Source organism: Dyadobacter beijingensis DSM 21582, from assembly GCF_000382205.1.
Taxonomy (GTDB): Bacteria; Bacteroidota; Bacteroidia; order Cytophagales; family Spirosomataceae; genus Dyadobacter; species Dyadobacter beijingensis.
This window is the reverse complement of the sequence record NZ_KB907786.1, coordinates 137,138-155,011: the sequence shown is the minus strand read 5'-3', so window position 1 is coordinate 155,011 and position 17,874 is coordinate 137,138. Positions and strand designations below refer to the sequence as shown.

The 17,874-nt window shown below is 52.6% G+C and carries 12 protein-coding genes; 4 read left to right on the top strand and 8 right to left on the bottom strand.

The annotated features are described in order from the left end of the window. Positions 1-174: 174 nt before the first annotated feature. The 4 genes from H144_RS0100620 to thrA all read right to left on the bottom strand — a co-directional run bounded on the left by H144_RS0100620 (position 175) and on the right by thrA (position 5,030). On the bottom strand, positions 175-1,074 hold the full coding sequence (locus tag H144_RS0100620) for a nucleotidyltransferase family protein (protein ID WP_026350290.1): 900 nt from the start codon (positions 1,072-1,074) through the stop codon (positions 175-177). A 133-nt stretch (positions 1,075-1,207) separates the two neighbouring features. Then, the gene (locus H144_RS0100615; protein WP_019940083.1) at positions 1,208-1,534 is read right to left on the bottom strand and encodes a HesB/IscA family protein; all 327 of its coding nucleotides are present in this window, start codon (positions 1,532-1,534) and stop codon (positions 1,208-1,210) included. 93 nt (positions 1,535-1,627) lie between these two features. Continuing rightward, positions 1,628-2,557: a homoserine kinase gene (locus tag H144_RS0100610; RefSeq protein ID WP_026350289.1), complete on the bottom strand. Its 930-nt coding sequence runs from the start codon at positions 2,555-2,557 to the stop codon at positions 1,628-1,630. 16 nt (positions 2,558-2,573) lie between these two features. Further along, entirely contained in the window at positions 2,574-5,030 is a 2,457-nt protein-coding gene (gene thrA, locus H144_RS0100605) for a bifunctional aspartate kinase/homoserine dehydrogenase I (protein ID WP_019940081.1), read from the bottom strand. A gap of 360 nt (positions 5,031-5,390) precedes the next feature. Here thrA and H144_RS0100600 point away from each other — a divergent pair, with 360 nt between their 5' ends. After that, positions 5,391-8,528: a SusC/RagA family TonB-linked outer membrane protein gene (locus H144_RS0100600; RefSeq protein WP_019940080.1), complete on the top strand. Its 3,138-nt coding sequence runs from the start codon at positions 5,391-5,393 to the stop codon at positions 8,526-8,528. Positions 8,529-8,553: 25 nt separating this feature from the next. Beyond that, positions 8,554-10,014, top strand: a complete 1,461-nt coding sequence (locus tag H144_RS0100595; RefSeq protein WP_019940079.1) for a SusD/RagB family nutrient-binding outer membrane lipoprotein — start codon at positions 8,554-8,556, stop codon at positions 10,012-10,014. Positions 10,015-10,097: 83 nt separating this feature from the next. Here H144_RS0100595 and H144_RS0100590 read toward each other — a convergent pair whose 3' ends face one another. After that, positions 10,098-10,862, bottom strand: coding sequence for a hypothetical protein (locus H144_RS0100590; protein WP_019940078.1), 765 nt, complete (start codon positions 10,860-10,862; stop codon positions 10,098-10,100). A gap of 210 nt (positions 10,863-11,072) precedes the next feature. Between H144_RS0100590 and H144_RS0100585 the strand changes: the two genes are divergently transcribed. Next, a complete protein-coding gene (locus H144_RS0100585) occupies positions 11,073-11,327 on the top strand; it encodes a hypothetical protein (RefSeq protein WP_019940077.1) in 255 nt (84 codons plus the stop codon). Positions 11,328-11,330: 3 nt separating this feature from the next. On the opposite strand, the gene H144_RS0100580 is transcribed toward H144_RS0100585, so the two are convergent. Then, positions 11,331-14,279 (bottom strand): FAD-binding and (Fe-S)-binding domain-containing protein, encoded by a 2,949-nt coding sequence (locus H144_RS0100580; protein ID WP_019940076.1) that lies wholly within the window; start codon positions 14,277-14,279, stop codon positions 11,331-11,333. 187 nt (positions 14,280-14,466) lie between these two features. On the opposite strand from H144_RS0100580, the gene H144_RS0100575 reads away from it, so the two are divergent. Then, entirely contained in the window at positions 14,467-15,936 is a 1,470-nt protein-coding gene (locus tag H144_RS0100575) for a thioredoxin family protein (RefSeq protein ID WP_033402380.1), read from the top strand. Here H144_RS0100575 and H144_RS0100570 read toward each other — a convergent pair. Continuing rightward, complete coding sequence (locus H144_RS0100570) at positions 15,929-17,185, bottom strand: sensor histidine kinase (RefSeq protein ID WP_019940074.1); 1,257 nt, start codon at positions 17,183-17,185, stop codon at positions 15,929-15,931. The genes H144_RS0100575 and H144_RS0100570 overlap by 8 nt on opposite strands. Then, positions 17,182-17,859, bottom strand: coding sequence for a response regulator transcription factor (locus H144_RS0100565; RefSeq protein ID WP_019940073.1), 678 nt, complete (start codon positions 17,857-17,859; stop codon positions 17,182-17,184). The genes H144_RS0100570 and H144_RS0100565 overlap by 4 nt, the downstream gene beginning before the upstream one ends. Positions 17,860-17,874 lie beyond the last annotated feature (15 nt).

Genomic DNA, 17,874 nt, shown 5'->3' with positions numbered 1-17,874 from the left:
TTCAGGAGATTGATTTTCAAATTGAAGTGTCCAATGAAGCCCTGCATATCCATTCACACACTATGAGAAAACATTACAAAACTGTCGCAGACGAACAAGACAAGTAAATTTGAGAAGGTTTAGGTGGTAATGTAAAAGGCGCTCACGAGTGGTTCATGAACGCCTTTTTGTTCGTTAATCCCACAACTTGCCTGGATAAACGCCCGCTTCATGCAATGCATTCAGCGATGCTTGTACCGACGGCTTGTCCTCGGGATAGGTAACGCCGAACCAGTCCGATGCAATGCGGAACACACGGCAGTCTCCGAGGCCGCCTTTGATGATGTGGGTCATCACGGTCGGGATGTAGAATTCGGCTTTGGGCGTATTGATATTCTCGCGGGCGTATTTTTCGAAAAGGTCTCTGGTAATGGGGAACATCGATGGTTTGAAGCCCCAGAAGTTCATCGATACCGGCGTTTCGGGCGCAAGCTCGGTGCGGGTTTCGCCTTCTTCGAAATAGATCGTGCCGTTTTCTTCGAATATTTTGGTGCGTTCTACCACGGAGTCGAGGTTATGATCGGGGCGCTCCACGCACACGCCGCGGGATACGGTGCCGTTTTCCGACAGCGTACGTTTCAGCTCGTAGCCGATCATCGCGTGCTGCTTGTCGTTGGTGTCGGTTTGCAGGAATTTGGCCATCGTTTCGAATGCATCGCGACCGTAGAAATCGTCCGCATTGATCACCGCAAATGGCGTGTCGGTCTGCTCCCAGGCACAAAGCGTAGCGTGGCCTGTCCCCCAGGGTTTGGTGCGCTCCACGGCGCCGAGGTCTTCCGGCACATAGGATTGAATGCCCTGGATCGCGAAGTCGAAGTCGATCTTGCCTTGCAGTTTGGGGGTAAAAACGGCCTCGGCGGTTTCCTTGATCTCCTGGCGAACGATAAAAACTACTTTTCCAAAACCTGCGCGAATGGCGTCGTATAAAGAATAATCGATGATGGTTTCTCCATTGGGACCGAACTGGTCGAGCTGCTTGATACCTCCGTATCTGCTACCGATGCCGGCAGCCAAAATCAAAAGAGTTGGTTTCATTCAATTGGATTTAAGCGTTCCTGAATGTGGTGTGTTAAAGACGGTTCAAAATAAACCCATTCAAAACGATAAAAAAAACGCGCTCCGGGTTTCGGAGCGCGTTTTTTCAAAATAAAATATTTTAATAATTTAATTATACCGCGAAGCTTTCGCCGCAACCGCAGGTACGTGTCGCGTTCGGATTGATGAACTGAAAGCCCTTTCCATTGAGCCCGTCGCTGAAATCGAGCGTCGTTCCGGCCAGGTACAGGAGGCTTTTCTTGTCTACGATAATCTTCACACCCTTATCTTCAAAAACCATATCATTCGGCTTCGAATCGGAGTTGAATTCGAGGTTGTATGTCAAACCCGAACAACCGCCGCCCAGCACGCCCACGCGAATCTGATAGTCGTCGTCAAAACCGTCGGCCTTGCGGAGTTCTACAATTTTGTTTTTGGCTGTATCGCTTACCGTAACCATTTTTCTAATGTTTTATTACCTGTCAAAATTAACGTTGCAGCCTTACCTGAAAGTTCAATGGAATGCCGAAAACGCTTCATCTGTTTACAAAAACTACAAAATAACCGCTCCGCCCTGGTTGATACCCGACACATGCACGGCCGATTCGATACCCGCGCCCGCAAAGCGCTCCTGCATTGCCTTCCCTGCATTCTGCGCATTCTCTATGCCCCTGCTCAGCGCAAACATCGACGGCCCGGCCCCCGAAATGCTGCATCCCAGCGCGCCGTTCGAAATAGCGGCCTGTTTTACTTCCTTAAATTCGGGGATAAGGATGGAACGCACAGGTTCGATGATCACATCCACCATCGAGCGGCTGATGAGGTCGTAGTCGGCCTTCATCAAACCCGCTACCAAACCGGCTACATTACCCATTTGGGCAATGGTGTTTTTCAGGGAAACTTCGTTGCGGAGGATGAAACGCGCGTCTTTCGTATTGATCTCAATATCAGGATGCACCAATGTACAATACAGGTCATCCGGAACGGGGATCGTGAAAATATCCAGGGGGTTATAGCTGCGGATCACGACAAAACCGCCCAAAAGCGACGGCCCCACATTATCTGCATGTGCCGAACCGGAAGCAATGCGCTCACCTTCCATCGCGAAAGGCAGCAACTCTTTCCGGCTTAGCGGGTTGCCGAGCAACTCGTTCATCGCCACCACACCGGCCACCGCGCTCGCGGCGCTGGACCCCATTCCGCTACCCAAAGGCATATTTTTGCGTAAAACCACTTCGCAGCCCAGGTCCGTAATGCCCAGGTGTTTCAGCAAGGCCAGCATTACCACCGTCACCGAATTCTTTTCCGCCTGGCGCGGTAACCTTCCTTCATCGCCCGTGATATCGGTAATGACAATCCCCGGCTCGTCCCGTTTGTACAACTCGACCGTATCTCCCGGCTCCTGAATGGCAAACCCGAAAATATCAAACCCACACGACACATTAGCGACTGTCGCCGGCGCAAAAGCTCTTACTGAATTCACTGTAAATGGTTGTTTTCTATCCCAAATAGCTACTAATGCTCATGATATCCGCAAACACGCCGGAGGCTGTTACTTCCGCACCGGCGCCCGGGCCTTTGATCACCAGCGGGCGGTCTTTGTAACGTTCCGTCGTGAAGGACACGATGTTGTCGCTGCCCGAAAGCGTGTAAAACGGGTGCGAGGCGTCGACGGTTTTCAGCTCGATCGTCGCCTTGCCGTTTTCGAGCGTCGCGATGTAGCGAAGCTTTTCGCCTTTGGCTTCGGCGGCGGATTGCATATCGGCGAAGAATGCGTTGGAAATCTCCAACTCTTCGAAGAATGCGTCCACCGTCGGCGCATTGAGGCAGTTGCCGGGCAGGATTTGAGAGATTTTCACCTCTTCCGGCTCCAATGCCACGCCTACTTCCCGCGAAAGGATAAGGATTTTACGTCCCACATCCGCGCCGCTGAGGTCGTCGCGCGGGTCGGGTTCGGTGAAGCCTTTGGCTTTGGCTTCTTTCACCACGTCCACAAAGCGGTTATCGCCGCCGAAATTGTTAAATATATACGATAGCGTTCCCGACAGGATCGCCTCGATTTTCAAAAACTTGTCACCGCTCGCCATCAGGCCCTGGATGGTATTGATGATCGGCAAACCAGCCCCTACATTGGTTTCGTACAGGAACTTCACACCGCGCTGCAAGGCTGTGCGCTGCAATGCAATGTATTCCGAATAGCTGCCCGAGTTGGCCACTTTATTGGGGGTAACCACGCTAATGCTGGCATCCAGCAGCATGTGGTAGTATTGTACAATGTCCTTGTCCGAGGTACAATCCACAAATACGCTGTTGGGCAGGTTGAGCTCGATCATGCGCTGCACGAATGCCGGCAGGCTCGTTTTCACACCCTCGTCCATGACGCGGTCGCGCCAGTTTTCGGGTTTGATACCGTCCGGGTCGAGGAGCATTTTTTTGGTGTTGGACAAACCGGCGATATTCAGGTTCAGCAGCTTTTCCTCGCGCAAATACTGCGTCTGGTTGCGGATCTGCTCGATCAGCGTGCCGCCAATGAGCCCTACCCCAACGATAAACAGGTTCAGCGAGCGTGTTTCCGATTGGAAAAACACCCCGTGAATGGCATTCAATGCTTTGGAAAGGTCACTTTTGGAGATTACCACCGAAATATTCAGCTCCGAAGAACCCTGCGCGGTAGCCACCACATTGATACCGTTTTTACCCAAAGCCGAAAACAGCTTGCCCGAAATACCGGTATTCTTCTTCATTCCCTCGCCCACAATAGCGACAATCGACAGGTTCTTCTCCACCGAAATTCCATCGATATGCCCCAGGCCGATCTCCGTCGCAAATTCCTTTTCCAGCACATCGATCGCCTTCTGCGCATTCTTCGGGTCGATCGAGAAACAGATCGAATGCTCCGAAGATGCCTGTGAAATGAGGATCACGCTGATCGCATTGTTCGAAAGCGCGGTGAACAAACGCCCCGAAATACCGGCCACACCGATCATCCCGCTGCCCTGGATATTCACGAGCGCGATCTCGTCGATAGACGAAATACCTGTTATCACATATTCCTTACCGTTAGCGGATTTCTGGACATAAGTCCCTTCGAAAGCGGTGTTGAATGTATTAAGGACCTTTAATGTAATATTCTTCGCAAATGCAGGCTGCAAGCTTGGCGGGTAAATCACTTTCGCACCGAAATGCGAGAGCTCCATCGCCTCTGCGTAGGAAATCGACGGGATCGTAAATGCATTCGCCACCTTGCGCGGGTCGGCGGTCATCATGCCGTCCACGTCCGTCCATATTTCGATGGAATCGGCTTCGAGCGCCGCGCCCAAAATGGATGCCGTGTAATCGGAGCCGCCGCGACCAAGCGTGGTCGTTACGCCCTCGGCGGTGGATGCGATGAAGCCGGTAATGCATTGCAATGCCGTGCTCTTCGCGAAATGCTCCAATATTAAATGATTAGTCGTTTCAAAGTTGACGTCGCCCATGCCGTAAGTGGCATTGGTGCGGATGATCTGGCGCGCGTCGCAGAACTCGGCGGACACGCCTTTGCTTTTGAGGATTTCCGTGATCACCATCGTCGAAAGCCGCTCACCGAAGCTCATAATGAGGTCGAGCGTGCGTTCGGACAGCTCCCTGATCCAGGAGACGCCGCGCAGAATGTCTTCCAGTTCATTGAAAAGGCCCCTAACGGCGGCAAATGTACTGCTTTGGTTCTTCACCGGTATCAGCCCGCGGACGACGGCAAAGTGCCGCTCCTCCACGCCCTTCAAAAACTCCACATATTCCGTATTGCCGGCAGCCGCCATTTTCCCGATCTCGATGAGCCTGTTCGTGACACCGCCCATGGCTGAAAAAACCACCGCGATACGCTCGCCGTTCGTGAGGTTTTCTTCGAGGATACTGATTACTGTTTTGATGCTGTCGACCGATCCGACAGAGGTGCCGCCAAATTTAAGAACCTTCATTTAAAGCTATATTCGAAATATGCGAATGCGGGAGCCTGCGCCGCCCGCTTTTGAACAGAATGCAAATATAGCAATTCAAACGCCGCTTGATTTCAATAATAAGCCTAAATCCAACCCGGCCTCTCCTAATTCGGTAAATGCCTGAATGCGACCTCCTGACGGCGCCCGGTTCGCCCGCCTGTCACGTCATATAAACATCTCGTTTTTAAATATAATATTTTAAACAAAATCACTTTTGTCGGAGAATATTTTATTAAAACATTTTTACTCAATCAGATATTTTTTGAAATTAATTAAAAATAGAAGATTATTCTGTTTTGAAGGATCACCTAACTGTTTCACTCCATTACTTAATCACTTATGAAGAAAGTCTTTACATTAGGCTTCTTATTGCTCTTGCTGTTCCTTGCGGGAACAGGTTTTGCACAAGACCTGACAATTAAAGGTAAAGTGCAATCGGCCGACGGGAATCTCCCGGGTGCCAGCATCCTCATCAAGGGCACAAGCCGTGGCAGCACCACGGACGCGAACGGCGACTTCACCCTCAGTGCGCCGGCCAATGCAACCCTCGTCGTTTCCTTTATCGGCTACAAAACCCTGGAATTGCCGGTAGGGTCCAAAACCACCTTCGACATTACACTCGAAAACGACGCGACGCAATTCAACGAGATCGTCGTGACGGCGCTCGGTATCGCCCGTGAAAAGAAGGCCCTGGGCTATTCGGTGCAGGAAGTAAGCGGCAAAACGCTCACTCAGGCGCGCGAAACCAACCTGGTCAATTCGCTTTCGGGACGCCTCGCAGGTGTGCAGGTGACCAATTCCAATGGCGCGCCGGGTTCGTCGTCCCGGATGATCATCCGCGGCGCGAGCTCCATCGGCAGCAATAACCAGCCGCTGTTCGTCGTGGACGGTGTACCGGTGGATAACAGCAACTTCGGCTCGGGAACGGGTATCGACTATGGCAATGCGGCGGCGTCCATCAACCCCGACGACGTGGAATCCATCAACGTATTGAAGGGGCCCAGCGCGGCGGCATTGTACGGCTCGCGCGGCGCGAACGGTGTGGTGCTGATCACGACCAAAAGCGGCAAGGGCACGAAAGGTATCGGCGTTTCATTTAATTCAAATACCGCATTCGAATCGCCGTTCCGCCTGCCTAAGTGGCAAAATGAATACGGGCAAGGCGCGAAAGGGCTTTTCTCGTACGTGGACGGCACCGGTGCCGGTGTGAACGACGGTGTGGATGAAAGCTGGGGCCCGAAACTGGACGGCCGCCTGCTCCCGCAGTTCGATTCGCCCATCGCCGCCGACGGTACCCGCACGCCTACGCCCTGGATCGCACATCCTGATAATGTCGATAAATTCTTCGAAACCGGCCGCACATTGACCAACAACGTGGCGATCACCGGCGCGAACGACAAAGGCGATTTCCGTCTCTCTTTCACCAACCTCGACCAGACCGGTATTTTGCCCAATACCGACTACGAACGCCGGACGGTATCGTTGAACGCCGGCTGGAATTTGTCCAAAAAACTGAGCATCCGCGCTACCGGCAATTACGTCAAAGACGGCAGCGATAACCGCAACAACTTCGGGCTGTACTTCATCTGGTTTGGGCGCCAGGTGGATATGGATAAATTGAAAAACTACAAAAAACCGGGCAGCATTTACCAGTACAACTGGAACGACAACTACTGGACAAACCCCTATTATATGCTCAACGAGAGCACCCGCGCCAACGAACGCGACAGACTGTACGGTAACATGTCGGCTACGTACAAATTCACGGATTGGCTGAGCCTCACGGCCCGTACCGGAACGGATTTTTACGAAGACCGCCGCAAAACCAAGAGCGCGGCACGCCAGGCTAAGATCGGCGCATCGGCATTGTACGATGCTTATAATGAAGAGCAAATCTTCGTCCGCGAATCCAATTCGGATTTCCTCCTGAATGCGACGCATAAATTCGGCGAATTCGACATTACCGCGAACATTGGCGGCAACCACCGCAGCAACTACGCGCAGCGCAACTACATGGGCGCAACCGAGCTCGCGATCCCGCGCGTGTACAACATGGGCAACTCGCGCCAGCGCCCGGTGACCGAGAACAGCTTCATCCGCAAAACGGTAAACAGCCTTTATGCCGCCGCTAACCTCGGCTTTCGCAACTATTTGTTCGTGGATTTGACGGCCCGCAACGACTGGTCGAGCTCCCTCCCGAGCGATAACCGCTCATATTTCTACCCGTCGGCGGCGGTAAGCGCGATTATCACCGATATTTTCGATGTAAAATCGTCGGTACTGTCTTTCGCCAAGCTGCGTGCGGGCTGGGCGCGTGTGGGTAATGATACGGATCCCTATCGCCTCGCAAGTACCTATAAATACGAAAACCCGTGGGGCAGTACGCCGAGCCTTTCGGAAAACAATGCATTGCTGAATGCGAACCTGAAACCCGAGCTGACCTCGTCCTACGAAATCGGAACGGACATCCGTTTGTGGCAAAACCGCATCGGATTGGACATTACCTATTACAAAAAGGTATCGTCAAACCAGATCCTGGACGTAAACATTTCCAATGCGACAGGCTATTTGTCCAAACTCCTGAATGCAGGTAAGATCGAAAACCAGGGCATTGAAATCCAGCTGACAGCTTCTCCCGTCAAAACGGAGAAATTCGAATGGGAAGTGGGCCTGAACTGGGCGCGCAACAAGAACAAGGTCGTTTCGCTGGCTAACAACCTGACTACCTATCAGTTGAATACAAGCTACAATCCATTGACCCAGACGACATCGACAAACAGCTTCCGCGGATTGTCGGTGGAAGCACGCGTGGGCCAGCCTTACGGCACATTCTTCGGAAAAGGCTTCCAGCGTGCCCCGGACGGCCAGATCGTGTACGATGCGCAGGGCTACCCGGTACTCGACCCGACGAGCCGTGTTTTGGGTAACTTCACACCCGACTGGATCGGTGGCTTCTCGAACACATTCCGTTACAAAAACCTCTCGCTGAGCACATTGATCGACGTGAAACACGGCGGCGACATTTTCTCGCAATCCATTAACATCGGTCGCTACACCGGCGTTTTGGCCGAAACTACCTTGGGACGCGAAGACGGCATCATCGGCCAGGGCGTGGTGAACAAAGGCACCGCCGCATCACCGGAATATGTGCCGAACGACAAACGTATCAGCTCCGAGGAATACCACCACAAATACTACCTGCTGACCAACAACGAAAACACCATTTTCGACGCCAGCTATGTGAAACTCCGCGAAGTGAAGCTGACGTACGTGCTTTCGGGCCAGGTATTCAAAAAACTGCCGTTCCGCGACATCGCCGTGTCGGTGGTAGGCCGCAACCTGGCGCTCCTGAAAAGCAACCTGCCGCATATCGATCCTGAAACGAGCTATTACAACGACGGTAACCTCCAAGGCATCGAAAACGGCCAGATCCCGACCACCAGAACGGTTGGTTTCAACATCAGCTTCAACCTGTAAGCCATTATCCTAACTGATTTCAAGCATGAAAAGCATCATACGTTCTTTTAAATCCAAAACATTGCTGGCGGCATCCATCGTGTGCCTGTCGGCCTGCACGGGTGATTTCGACGAAGTCAATACCAACAACAACAGCGCCGCTACCGGGACTGCGGACCTCTTCCTGCCCCACGGCATCCAGAGCGCCGTGGACTTGTACTGGGGCGGTTCGATCGGCCAGGATATCGGCGACGGTTTCTCGCAGCATTGGGCGCGCATTCAGTACACGGACATCGACCAGTACACCGTGTCGGCCGACGTGTACACCACAGGCTGGCAGACGCTCTACATCGAGGCATTGGCTGACTATCAGCGCATTCAGAAAATTTCGGAAGAATCGGGCAATACCAACTACAAAGCCGTAGCGGCGATCATGCGCTCGTGGGTATTCCTGCTGCTGACCGACATTTACGGGGACATCCCCTACACTGATGCGTTGCAGGGGCTGGAAGATAAGCTGTTACCTAAATACGATGCGCAGAAGAATGTGTACGCCGCGCTGGTCGCCGAGCTGAAAACCGCCAGCGACCTCATCGACGTGAACGACAAGAACAAGGCGATCGCAGGCGATATCCTGTTCAATGGCAATCTCACCAAATGGAAGAAGTTCGCCAACTCGCTCAGCCTCCGCGTCCTCGCGCGTATGATCGACAAAGCCGACGCGCCCATCGACGTGAAAGCAGAGGTGACCCGCATCCTGAGCGACCCGGCCAAGTATCCCGTGATGGAAGCCATTGCCGACAATATTCAGCTCAACTACCTCGATGCGACCAACAACAACAACCCGGTTAACCAAAACCGCAAAACCCGCGATGACCACCGCGTAAGTGCAACATTGGTGAACAAGCTCGCCGCATTGAACGACGGCCGCCTGGCGGTATATGCCAACAAACCGGCCGACGGAGGCGATTTCAAGGGTGTGCCCAACGGCCTGTCATCGTCCGACGCGAATGCACTGGGCTTGTCGAAAACCTCGAAAGTGGGTGACTACTTCGTCTCGGCAACGGCTCCGGGCGTGATCATGAGCTACGCCGAGCTGCTTTTCCTGAAAGCGGAGTTTGCCTACAAAGGCATTGCGGCAGCCGGTACTGCGGCGAAAAACTACTCGGACGGTATCACGGCATCATTTGCCCAGTACAAACTGACGGTGCCCGAGGCATACCTGACGGCCAATGCATTGAAACCCGGTGCTGACGGTTTCACCCAGATTATGGAGCAGAAATGGATCGCATTGTTCGGTCAGGGTGTGGAGGCCTGGACGGAATTCCGTCGCACGGGCATTCCGGCGCTCGTCCCCCCTGTGTTGAATACCAATGGAAATGTCATTCCAACGCGGCTGCCATACCCCGGCTCGGAGGAATCGCTGAACTTCGATAATTTTTCAGCGGCGCTCACCGCCCAGGGAGGCAAGAATGACATGAAAATGAAGCTTTGGTTTGCCAAATAATGCCATTGGATTATTACTAAAAAGCAAAACGGGCCAGATGCGTGCGGCATCCGGCCCGTTTTCTTTGGCAATAAATATCTGATTTAAAACGAAATACCCAGTCCGGCCCCGATATTGGCCACGCCTACAAAACGTTTTTCATTAATAGGAATACCTACCTCCGGATAATTGCCGACGCGTACATTCACGGCGACATTTTTCAGCTCAGCCTCGGTAGCAAGGAAGTCGCCGGAAAGGTGGAAATACAATGGACCGGCAATAGGCAGCCGCAGACTGGCGCCCGCCCCAACGCCGAAGCCGCTGGTGGAAGCGGGGCTCAAATGCACGAGGATCTGGTTTTCGCCGGATTCAAATCTGCCCGTCATATCCACCGTGGGCGACGTTACTTTTACATAACCGCCCTGCACATGCCCTTCCAGCTGTACCCTTCCGAAATTGAGGAAAATAGCCGGACCGACCATGAGCGCATTGAATTTCCACCGCGAAACACTCGTATCCCAGGTGTGCGCCGTCGTTTCGTTGATAAACCCTTTTATTTCTTCCACACGCCGGTCGGCGATGTCCACAATGGGCTGCGGGCGCGTGGTGTTCTGGTTCATGCTGCCGGATAATTTCAATCCAAACCAGCGTGCTATACGAAAATCATAGTTAATCTGTCCGTAATAGCCTGACCCGGTGAGGCCTGCAAACGGGTCGTTCAATTTTTCTCTTGCCAGTTCCCCTACCGGCAAACTGTATCCGGCAGTGACCGAGAAAAAGCTCCGGTTATCGTTTTGTGCCTTGCCGTCGACCTGTACAAATAAGAAAAGTGCAAAAAGGGGGACAATGAAACGATGGCTAATTTTCATGAATATGGCTGGTTTGTGAGAAGAACTAGTACGTGAAACGAAATTTCCAGCTAAGGTAACACGAAACGTCCCCGATTTATTACATTTTTATTTCAGGACTTAGTTTGGGGAAATTTTATCAACACAATATCATATAAATCGTTCGGAATGCTTTCAAATGGGGCTGGTATGGAAATGGTAGGGCTTATTTCAAACTAAATCAATAAACCCATGAACAGGCAAGAAACAGATAAGGAAGCAAGAGCCACCAAGAACGTAAAAAACGTGTGGAAGTGGATTCTAGGCATAGGAATCGCCCTTTCGCTGATCGCCTGGCTCGGCGGCTTCTTCAATCACGACAGCAATGCGGGGCGGGCGGATAACCCGGCCGATCACGCTGCACCGGCCGACACCATTGCTTCCGATACATCAGGTACCACGTTACGTGCGGATACCGTTAATGAAAGCGTCCGCGGCACTCAATAGCCGTTATTTGATCAACGCATCGTATAAAATTTCGACCGGGTGCATGGCTTTGCGCCCGGTGCCATCCTTGATCTGATGGCGACAGCTCGTCCCGGCAGCCGCGATGATCACATCCTCCGGCTGCTGCCGGACAGTTGGAAACAGCACCAGCTCCCCGATTCGCATCGAGACCTCGAAATGCTCTTCTTCATAACCGAATGATCCGGCCATACCGCAGCATCCTGACGGGATCAGCTGAACCTGATAATTTTCAGGCAGCTGCAATGCTTTTTTAGAGGCCGTCAACGTAGAAAGCGCCTTTTGATGGCAATGCCCGTGCAGTTTGATGAGCTGATTTTTAGCCACAAATGCACTTTTATGAATGCGTTTCGCATCGATTTCGCGGGCGATGAATTCTTCAAACAAGAGTGCATTTTCCGCAATTTTCTGCGCGTTCGGGCGCTCGGTTTCCCCAACCAGGTCCACATATTCATCCCGGAAAGAAAGGATGGCGGACGGTTCGATACCGATCAGCGGCGTATCATAAGTGATTTTATCTTTTAGCAAATCTACATTCCGGATGGCCAGCTTCTGCGCTTCCTTCACAAAACCTTTGGACAAATAGGATCGCCCGGACTCGACGTGCTCTGGAATGATGACCGCATAACCCAGCTTTTCGAGCAGTAAAACGGCTTTCTGACCTACTTCCGCATCATTATAATTGGTAAACTCATCGCAGAACAAATACACCTTCCGCGCGTGGGCAGCCACCGATTTACTGCGCTGGTGCTTCTCCCACCAGGTTTTCAGCGTCACGCTATCCAGCTTCGGCATGGAACGTTCCGGATGGAAACCCACCATTTTGTTGGCGATTTTCCGCAACGCGGGCGTCCCGAATATACCATTGAATGCCCAGGGCGCCACAGAGGCCAGTTTCATTTGGCTCGAAAAGTTCGCGATAAGCTTACTGCGCATCGGCACGCCGTGCGTATCGTAGTACTGTTGGGTAAATTCAGCCTTCATTTTACCAATATCCACACTCGAAGGGCATTCTGATTTGCAGCCTTTACAGGAAAGGCACAGATCGAGCACTTCTTTCACCATTTCCTGGCTGGTAGCAGGCGCAGTGGCGGGAGTCAGGTACTGGCGCAGCATATTGGCCCGTGCGCGGGTCGTGTCGCGTTCGCTGCGGGTAGCCATGTAGCTGGGGCACATGGTTCCGCCCGTGAGTTCGGTTTTACGACAATCGCCTGAACCACTGCACTTTTCAGCAAGACGCAAGATGCCTTCCTGCCGCGAAAAGTCAAATATGGTGTTGATTTGCGGATTAGGCTTATCCTGCTCGTAGCGCAAAAACTCGTTCATCGGCGGCGTGTCTACGATTTTGTTGGCATTGAAAACGCCTTCCGGGTCCCAGATGCGCTTTACCTGCCGGAACATTTCGTACACTTCATCACCCATCATGAACGGAATGAACTCCCCGCGCAGCCGTCCGTCGCCGTGCTCACCCGACAATGCGCCATTATATTTCTTGACGAGCGCCGCCGTATCGGCCAGCACGTCGCGGAATTGCTGCTTACCCGCGCTCGTTTTGAGGTTGATCATCGGCTCCACATGCAGCTCGCCTGCGCCCGCATGGGCATAGTACGAGGCGTGCAGGCCATGCTTTTCAAGCAAAATCTCCAATTCATCGATATATGCCGGCAAGTCTTCGACAGCAACCGCACAGTCTTCGATCAGGTTTACAGGTTGCGTATCACCGGGCAGGTTGCGGATCAGGCCCAGGCCCGCCTTGCGAATCTCCCAGGCCTTGTTGGCATCGTCGCCAAACAAGAGCGGATAAGCGTAGCCCAGGTTTTCAGCCTGCAACTGAGCGATCAATGCGGATGCCTGTTGCTCCACTTCTTCTTTCGCGATGCCCCAGAACTCGACCATGAGCATGGCGGCGGGGTCACCCTGCATGAAAAAGCGGTTTTGAGAATATACATTATGGTTTTTGGTGAAATCCATAATGTACTTGTCCACCAGCTCGGAGGCTTTGGGCGCATACTGCATCGCCACGCGGTTGGCGTGCAATGCTTCCGCAAGCGAGTTCGTATGTACGCATACGACGCCTACGGCTGCCGGGGGCGCATCTACCAGCGCAATTTTTGCCTCCGTCACAAAGCATAATGTACCTTCGGAGCCGGCAATGAGGTTACAGAGATTGATATTACCCTTTTCAAAGTTCCGCACCAATGCATCCAGCGCGTAGCCGGAGTTACGGCGGGTCACTGTCGGTTTGGGGAATTGTTTTTTAATTAAATCCTGGTCAATCGGATTGGATATGAGGCCGAACATCCCGGCCAGGATCGATTGCTGGCGCTGGCCTTTAACCTGCTTCTCCCGAACCGATTGGGTGAAATCTGCAATGGTCTGCTCGTTGAAAACAGCCTCGGAGCCATCAGAAAGCAATACTTTCACTTCCAGCAGATGATCACGCGTGGCGCCCCAGGTAATGGAATGCAGCCCGCACGAGTTGTTACCGATCATCCCGCCGATCATCGCACGGCTCGCCGTCGACGTTTCCGGCCCGAACAGCAGGCCGTATTGCGCCAGGTGTTTGTTCAGATCGTCGCGGATCACGCCCGGCTGCACGCGCACCCATTTTTCAGCCGCATTTACTTCAACGATCCGGCTGAAATGCTTCGAAATATCCACGACGACACCCTTACCCACCACTTGCCCGGCCAGGGAGGTCCCCGCCGCACGGGGAATGAGCGTCACCTTGTTTGTGTGGGCAAATTCGATAAGCGCCCGGATATCTTCCGTCGTTCTCGGCAATGCAACAGCCAGCGGCATTTCCTGGTAAACGGATGCGTCGGTGGCGTAAACTGCCCGCTGCGCGGTGTGTAGCGTGGAATTATCAAAATACAACTCCCCCTCGAAACGGGCACGGAGCGCATTGAACTGCAATGGTGAAACGCGGGTCATGGGAATAGTGAAATATCAGGAAGCGAATTTACGGTAGTTGACCTATTAATGCTTTGAAAAACTGCATTAATGTGCCCCCGGCCTACGCTGGCTAAGCTGCCGGCAGCGATACCGGCACGAGTTACGTATATTGGCACAATTTTTACACCCACCTGCTTTGGTAAAAACTGTTTTCCCTTTCGAACCGATGAAACATATCAACATTCTCATTCTCACACTATTCTGCCTGGCTGCAAGCCTTGCTTCGTATGCGCAAAATACCGCCAATATCACGCTCACAGCGCCCAAACAGGTTCCGGTGACGGTTACACTCGTGCTGGAAGATGTACATTTTCACCCCAATCTGGGCACCGGCCTTGCCGATACCCGGTTGGATGCGGTAGCTTCCGTGGCATTTTCCGAGAAAACTTCCGAAAAAGCGGTGATCCAGCTCAGCGAACCCAAAATGATGCGCCTGCAGTACAGCGGCGGCGGTGTGAATAAAACGTGGATGCTGTTCCTGCAACCCGGCGACGACCTGACGATCAATGTCGGGGAAAATGCTGATGTGACTTTCGCCGGTAAGAATGCCGGTTACCAGACCTTTCTGAAAAACTATTTTCTCGAAAACCAGTACCAGTACCTGCCTGTTTTCGGCTACAAGCCTTCTCAAATCGACAACAAAAGCGTGGTACAGCAGAGCGACAGCCTCAAAAAAGTGCGGCTCGATGCATTCGATAAATTCAAAATGGCCAATCCCGTCGTACCTGCATTCGAAGCTTATGTCCTCGCTACGACGGCTACTGAGCCGTCGATCACCCGCCAGCTGATCCAGGAAAAAATCATGCGCCGGAACCGAGTTGCCAAACTCGACGCCGCCCAGCGGAAAGAACTGGAAGATTTTACATTAACCGATTTCAAAATCCAGCCCGACGACGCGTTGCTCAGCCAGGCCTACCGCGACGAGCTCCGCAACTGGGCACTCATCCCGTCGACCCGTAAATTTCCTCTCGAATCCGAAACCCGCTACGAAATAAGTCCCCAGGCGTTGCAGGATGTATACGCATTCAGCAAGGAAAAACTCGCCGCCTATCCGAAACAGAAGGAATACCTCGCCACCTATTGGCTCAATTACGCCGCCACGGCCATCCCGAACGTGGAAACCGCCAAAACGCTGCTCGCGGATTACAAGGCCACCTTTCCGCAGTCGCCCTACACGGACTATATTGCCAAACTGATCCAGACGAAGGAATCGCTGCAACCCGGCGCGGCCATTGCCGACGTGACGTTGCTTAGCCCCGACAGCGCCGCAGTGGCCGTTTCTTCCCTGCAAGGCAAGCCCGTGTGCATGGTATTTTCATTCAGCATCGGCCAGCACGAGCCGGGGTTGAAGGTTTTGGAAGACAAATATGCGGACAAAGTGACGTTCGTATACGTTTCGGTCGCTTCCGGCATTCCGCTTTCTACGTGGAAACAATATGTGAAGGCACGCCCGACTGCGAAGCATTTATGGGCTTCGGACGAGAATATCGAGGTTTTGAAAGAGAAATACGGCATTGATATCCGGTATCCGTTCCTGGTGCTGGATGGCTCCGGCAAGATCGTCAACCGGTGGATTCCCCAGGAGTTCCCGAACAACAAAACCTTGGAAGCCGAGTTACAGAAAGTGGCTAGGTAATGCGAATGGAGTGAACAGGCTCGTGGTACTGGTACGAAATCTGTAAATCGCAGTTATCACAAATCTGCTTCACGATCGCCAGCCCCAAACCCAGCGATTCCGCGCCGGTGGATTCTTTTTTGAATCGCTCAAAAAGCCGCTCGGGATCGCTTTTCAGCGGGTTGCCCGTATTGCTCACCTGCACAAAGTCCGGCCCCGATTCCAGCCGGAGCTCGCCGCCATTGTAGTTGTGCCGGATCGCATTGTTGATCAGGTTCGTCAGCAGGATTTCCGCCAATGCCGGCGACATAACCTTCCTGAAACTGCCCGTCGATTGCACGGTAAGGCGAATGTCCTTATGCTGCAGAATATCTTCGAAATCTTTCAGCTTGTTCAATGCCACTTCCGAAAGATCGAGCTCCTCCTGTTCGGTAAACTGCTGATTTTCAATTTTCGCCAGCAATAAAAGTCCCTGGTTCAGCCGCGACATACGCCGGGCGGCATGGTAAATTTCCTCGATCCAGTAAGTATGGTTTTCGCCCAAATCTTTCGACTGGATAAACTGCTCTACCCGCGCATTGATGAGCGCCAGCGGCGTCTGGATCTCGTGAGAGGCATTTTCCGTGAATTCGCGCAGGCTGCGGTAATCATGCTGCATTTTGGAAGCCATCTTTTCCATCACGTCGCCCAGCTCGTTGAACTCCGTGATCTCGCTGCGGACTGTTTCCAGGGGTTTGTTTTTCGTCCAGTCAAAATCCTTAATCCGCGCCAGCGAGTCGTAAAAAGGCTTCCAGAGCTTGCCCGACAGCACGCGGTGGAAGATGAGCGTACTCACGAACAGCAATCCCAAAAACGCGATCATCGCCGCAGAAATGGCTTCGATCAGCTTGTAGGATTCGATCATCGATTTCCTGATCGCCACGCGATAGGGCGAGCCGCCGATCAATGTATAAAAAGTAAGCTGCCGGAACGGGTCGGCGGTTTCGTCATAGCGGTTGCTGATCAGCGTGTCGGTAAATGCGACCTCATTCTTGAACTTCCCGAAAATCGGCACCACCTCGATCTTGTTCTCGACAAAATAGGAATTGTTGGACCAGGTGTCGTTGCTGCGTACGTACGCCTCGAAATCCTGCTTTTCGACCATCAGCCTGCTTTCCACCTCGTCGTAGATCATGAATTTGATGATCCAGAAAAAGGCGATCCCCACCGCCGCGTAGATCAGCAGCGACGCCATGAGGTAAATGCGGCTGGCTTTTTCGAGTAGTTTCAAGGTGCCGTAAATTTGTAGCCTATCCCGTAAATCGACTGAATGTAATCTTTTCCGCCTTTCTCAACGATTTTCCTGCGGAGATTTTTGATATGCGAATACACCATATCCAGCGAATCGGCCGAATCCATGTTATCGCCCCAAAGGTGCTCGGCGATGGATTCCTTCGTAAGCGCCACATCGATATTGGACAGAAAATAGAGCAGCAGATCGTATTCCTTTTTGGATAATGTTGTCTCGGCGTCCCGGATAAATACCTTCCGCTGAGGCAGGTTTACGCGAATATCTTTCCAGGTCATATCATTGTTCCCGCCGAAATTCCGCCGGCGTATCAGCGACTTCACCCGCGCATTCAGCTCCGAGAGGTGAAACGGCTTGGTCATGTAATCGTCCGAGCCGATTTCGAGCCCTTTAAGCTTGTCCTCCAATGTATTACGGGCCGATATAATGATAATACCCGTTGCTGCTGCGATCTTTTTCAATGTTTTGATAATGTCGAAACCGGTGCCGTCGGGCAGCGTCAGGTCTACGATCGTGCAGTCGTACTGGTACAAGCTGATCTTCTCGTCGGCCTGCCAGAATGTGTTGGCCACCTCGCACACGAAGCCCTCGCGGGAAAGGTAATCCGTAATACTTTCCGCCAGTCCCTTTTCGTCCTCAACAACTAATATTTTCATTCCTCTTTCAAAAGA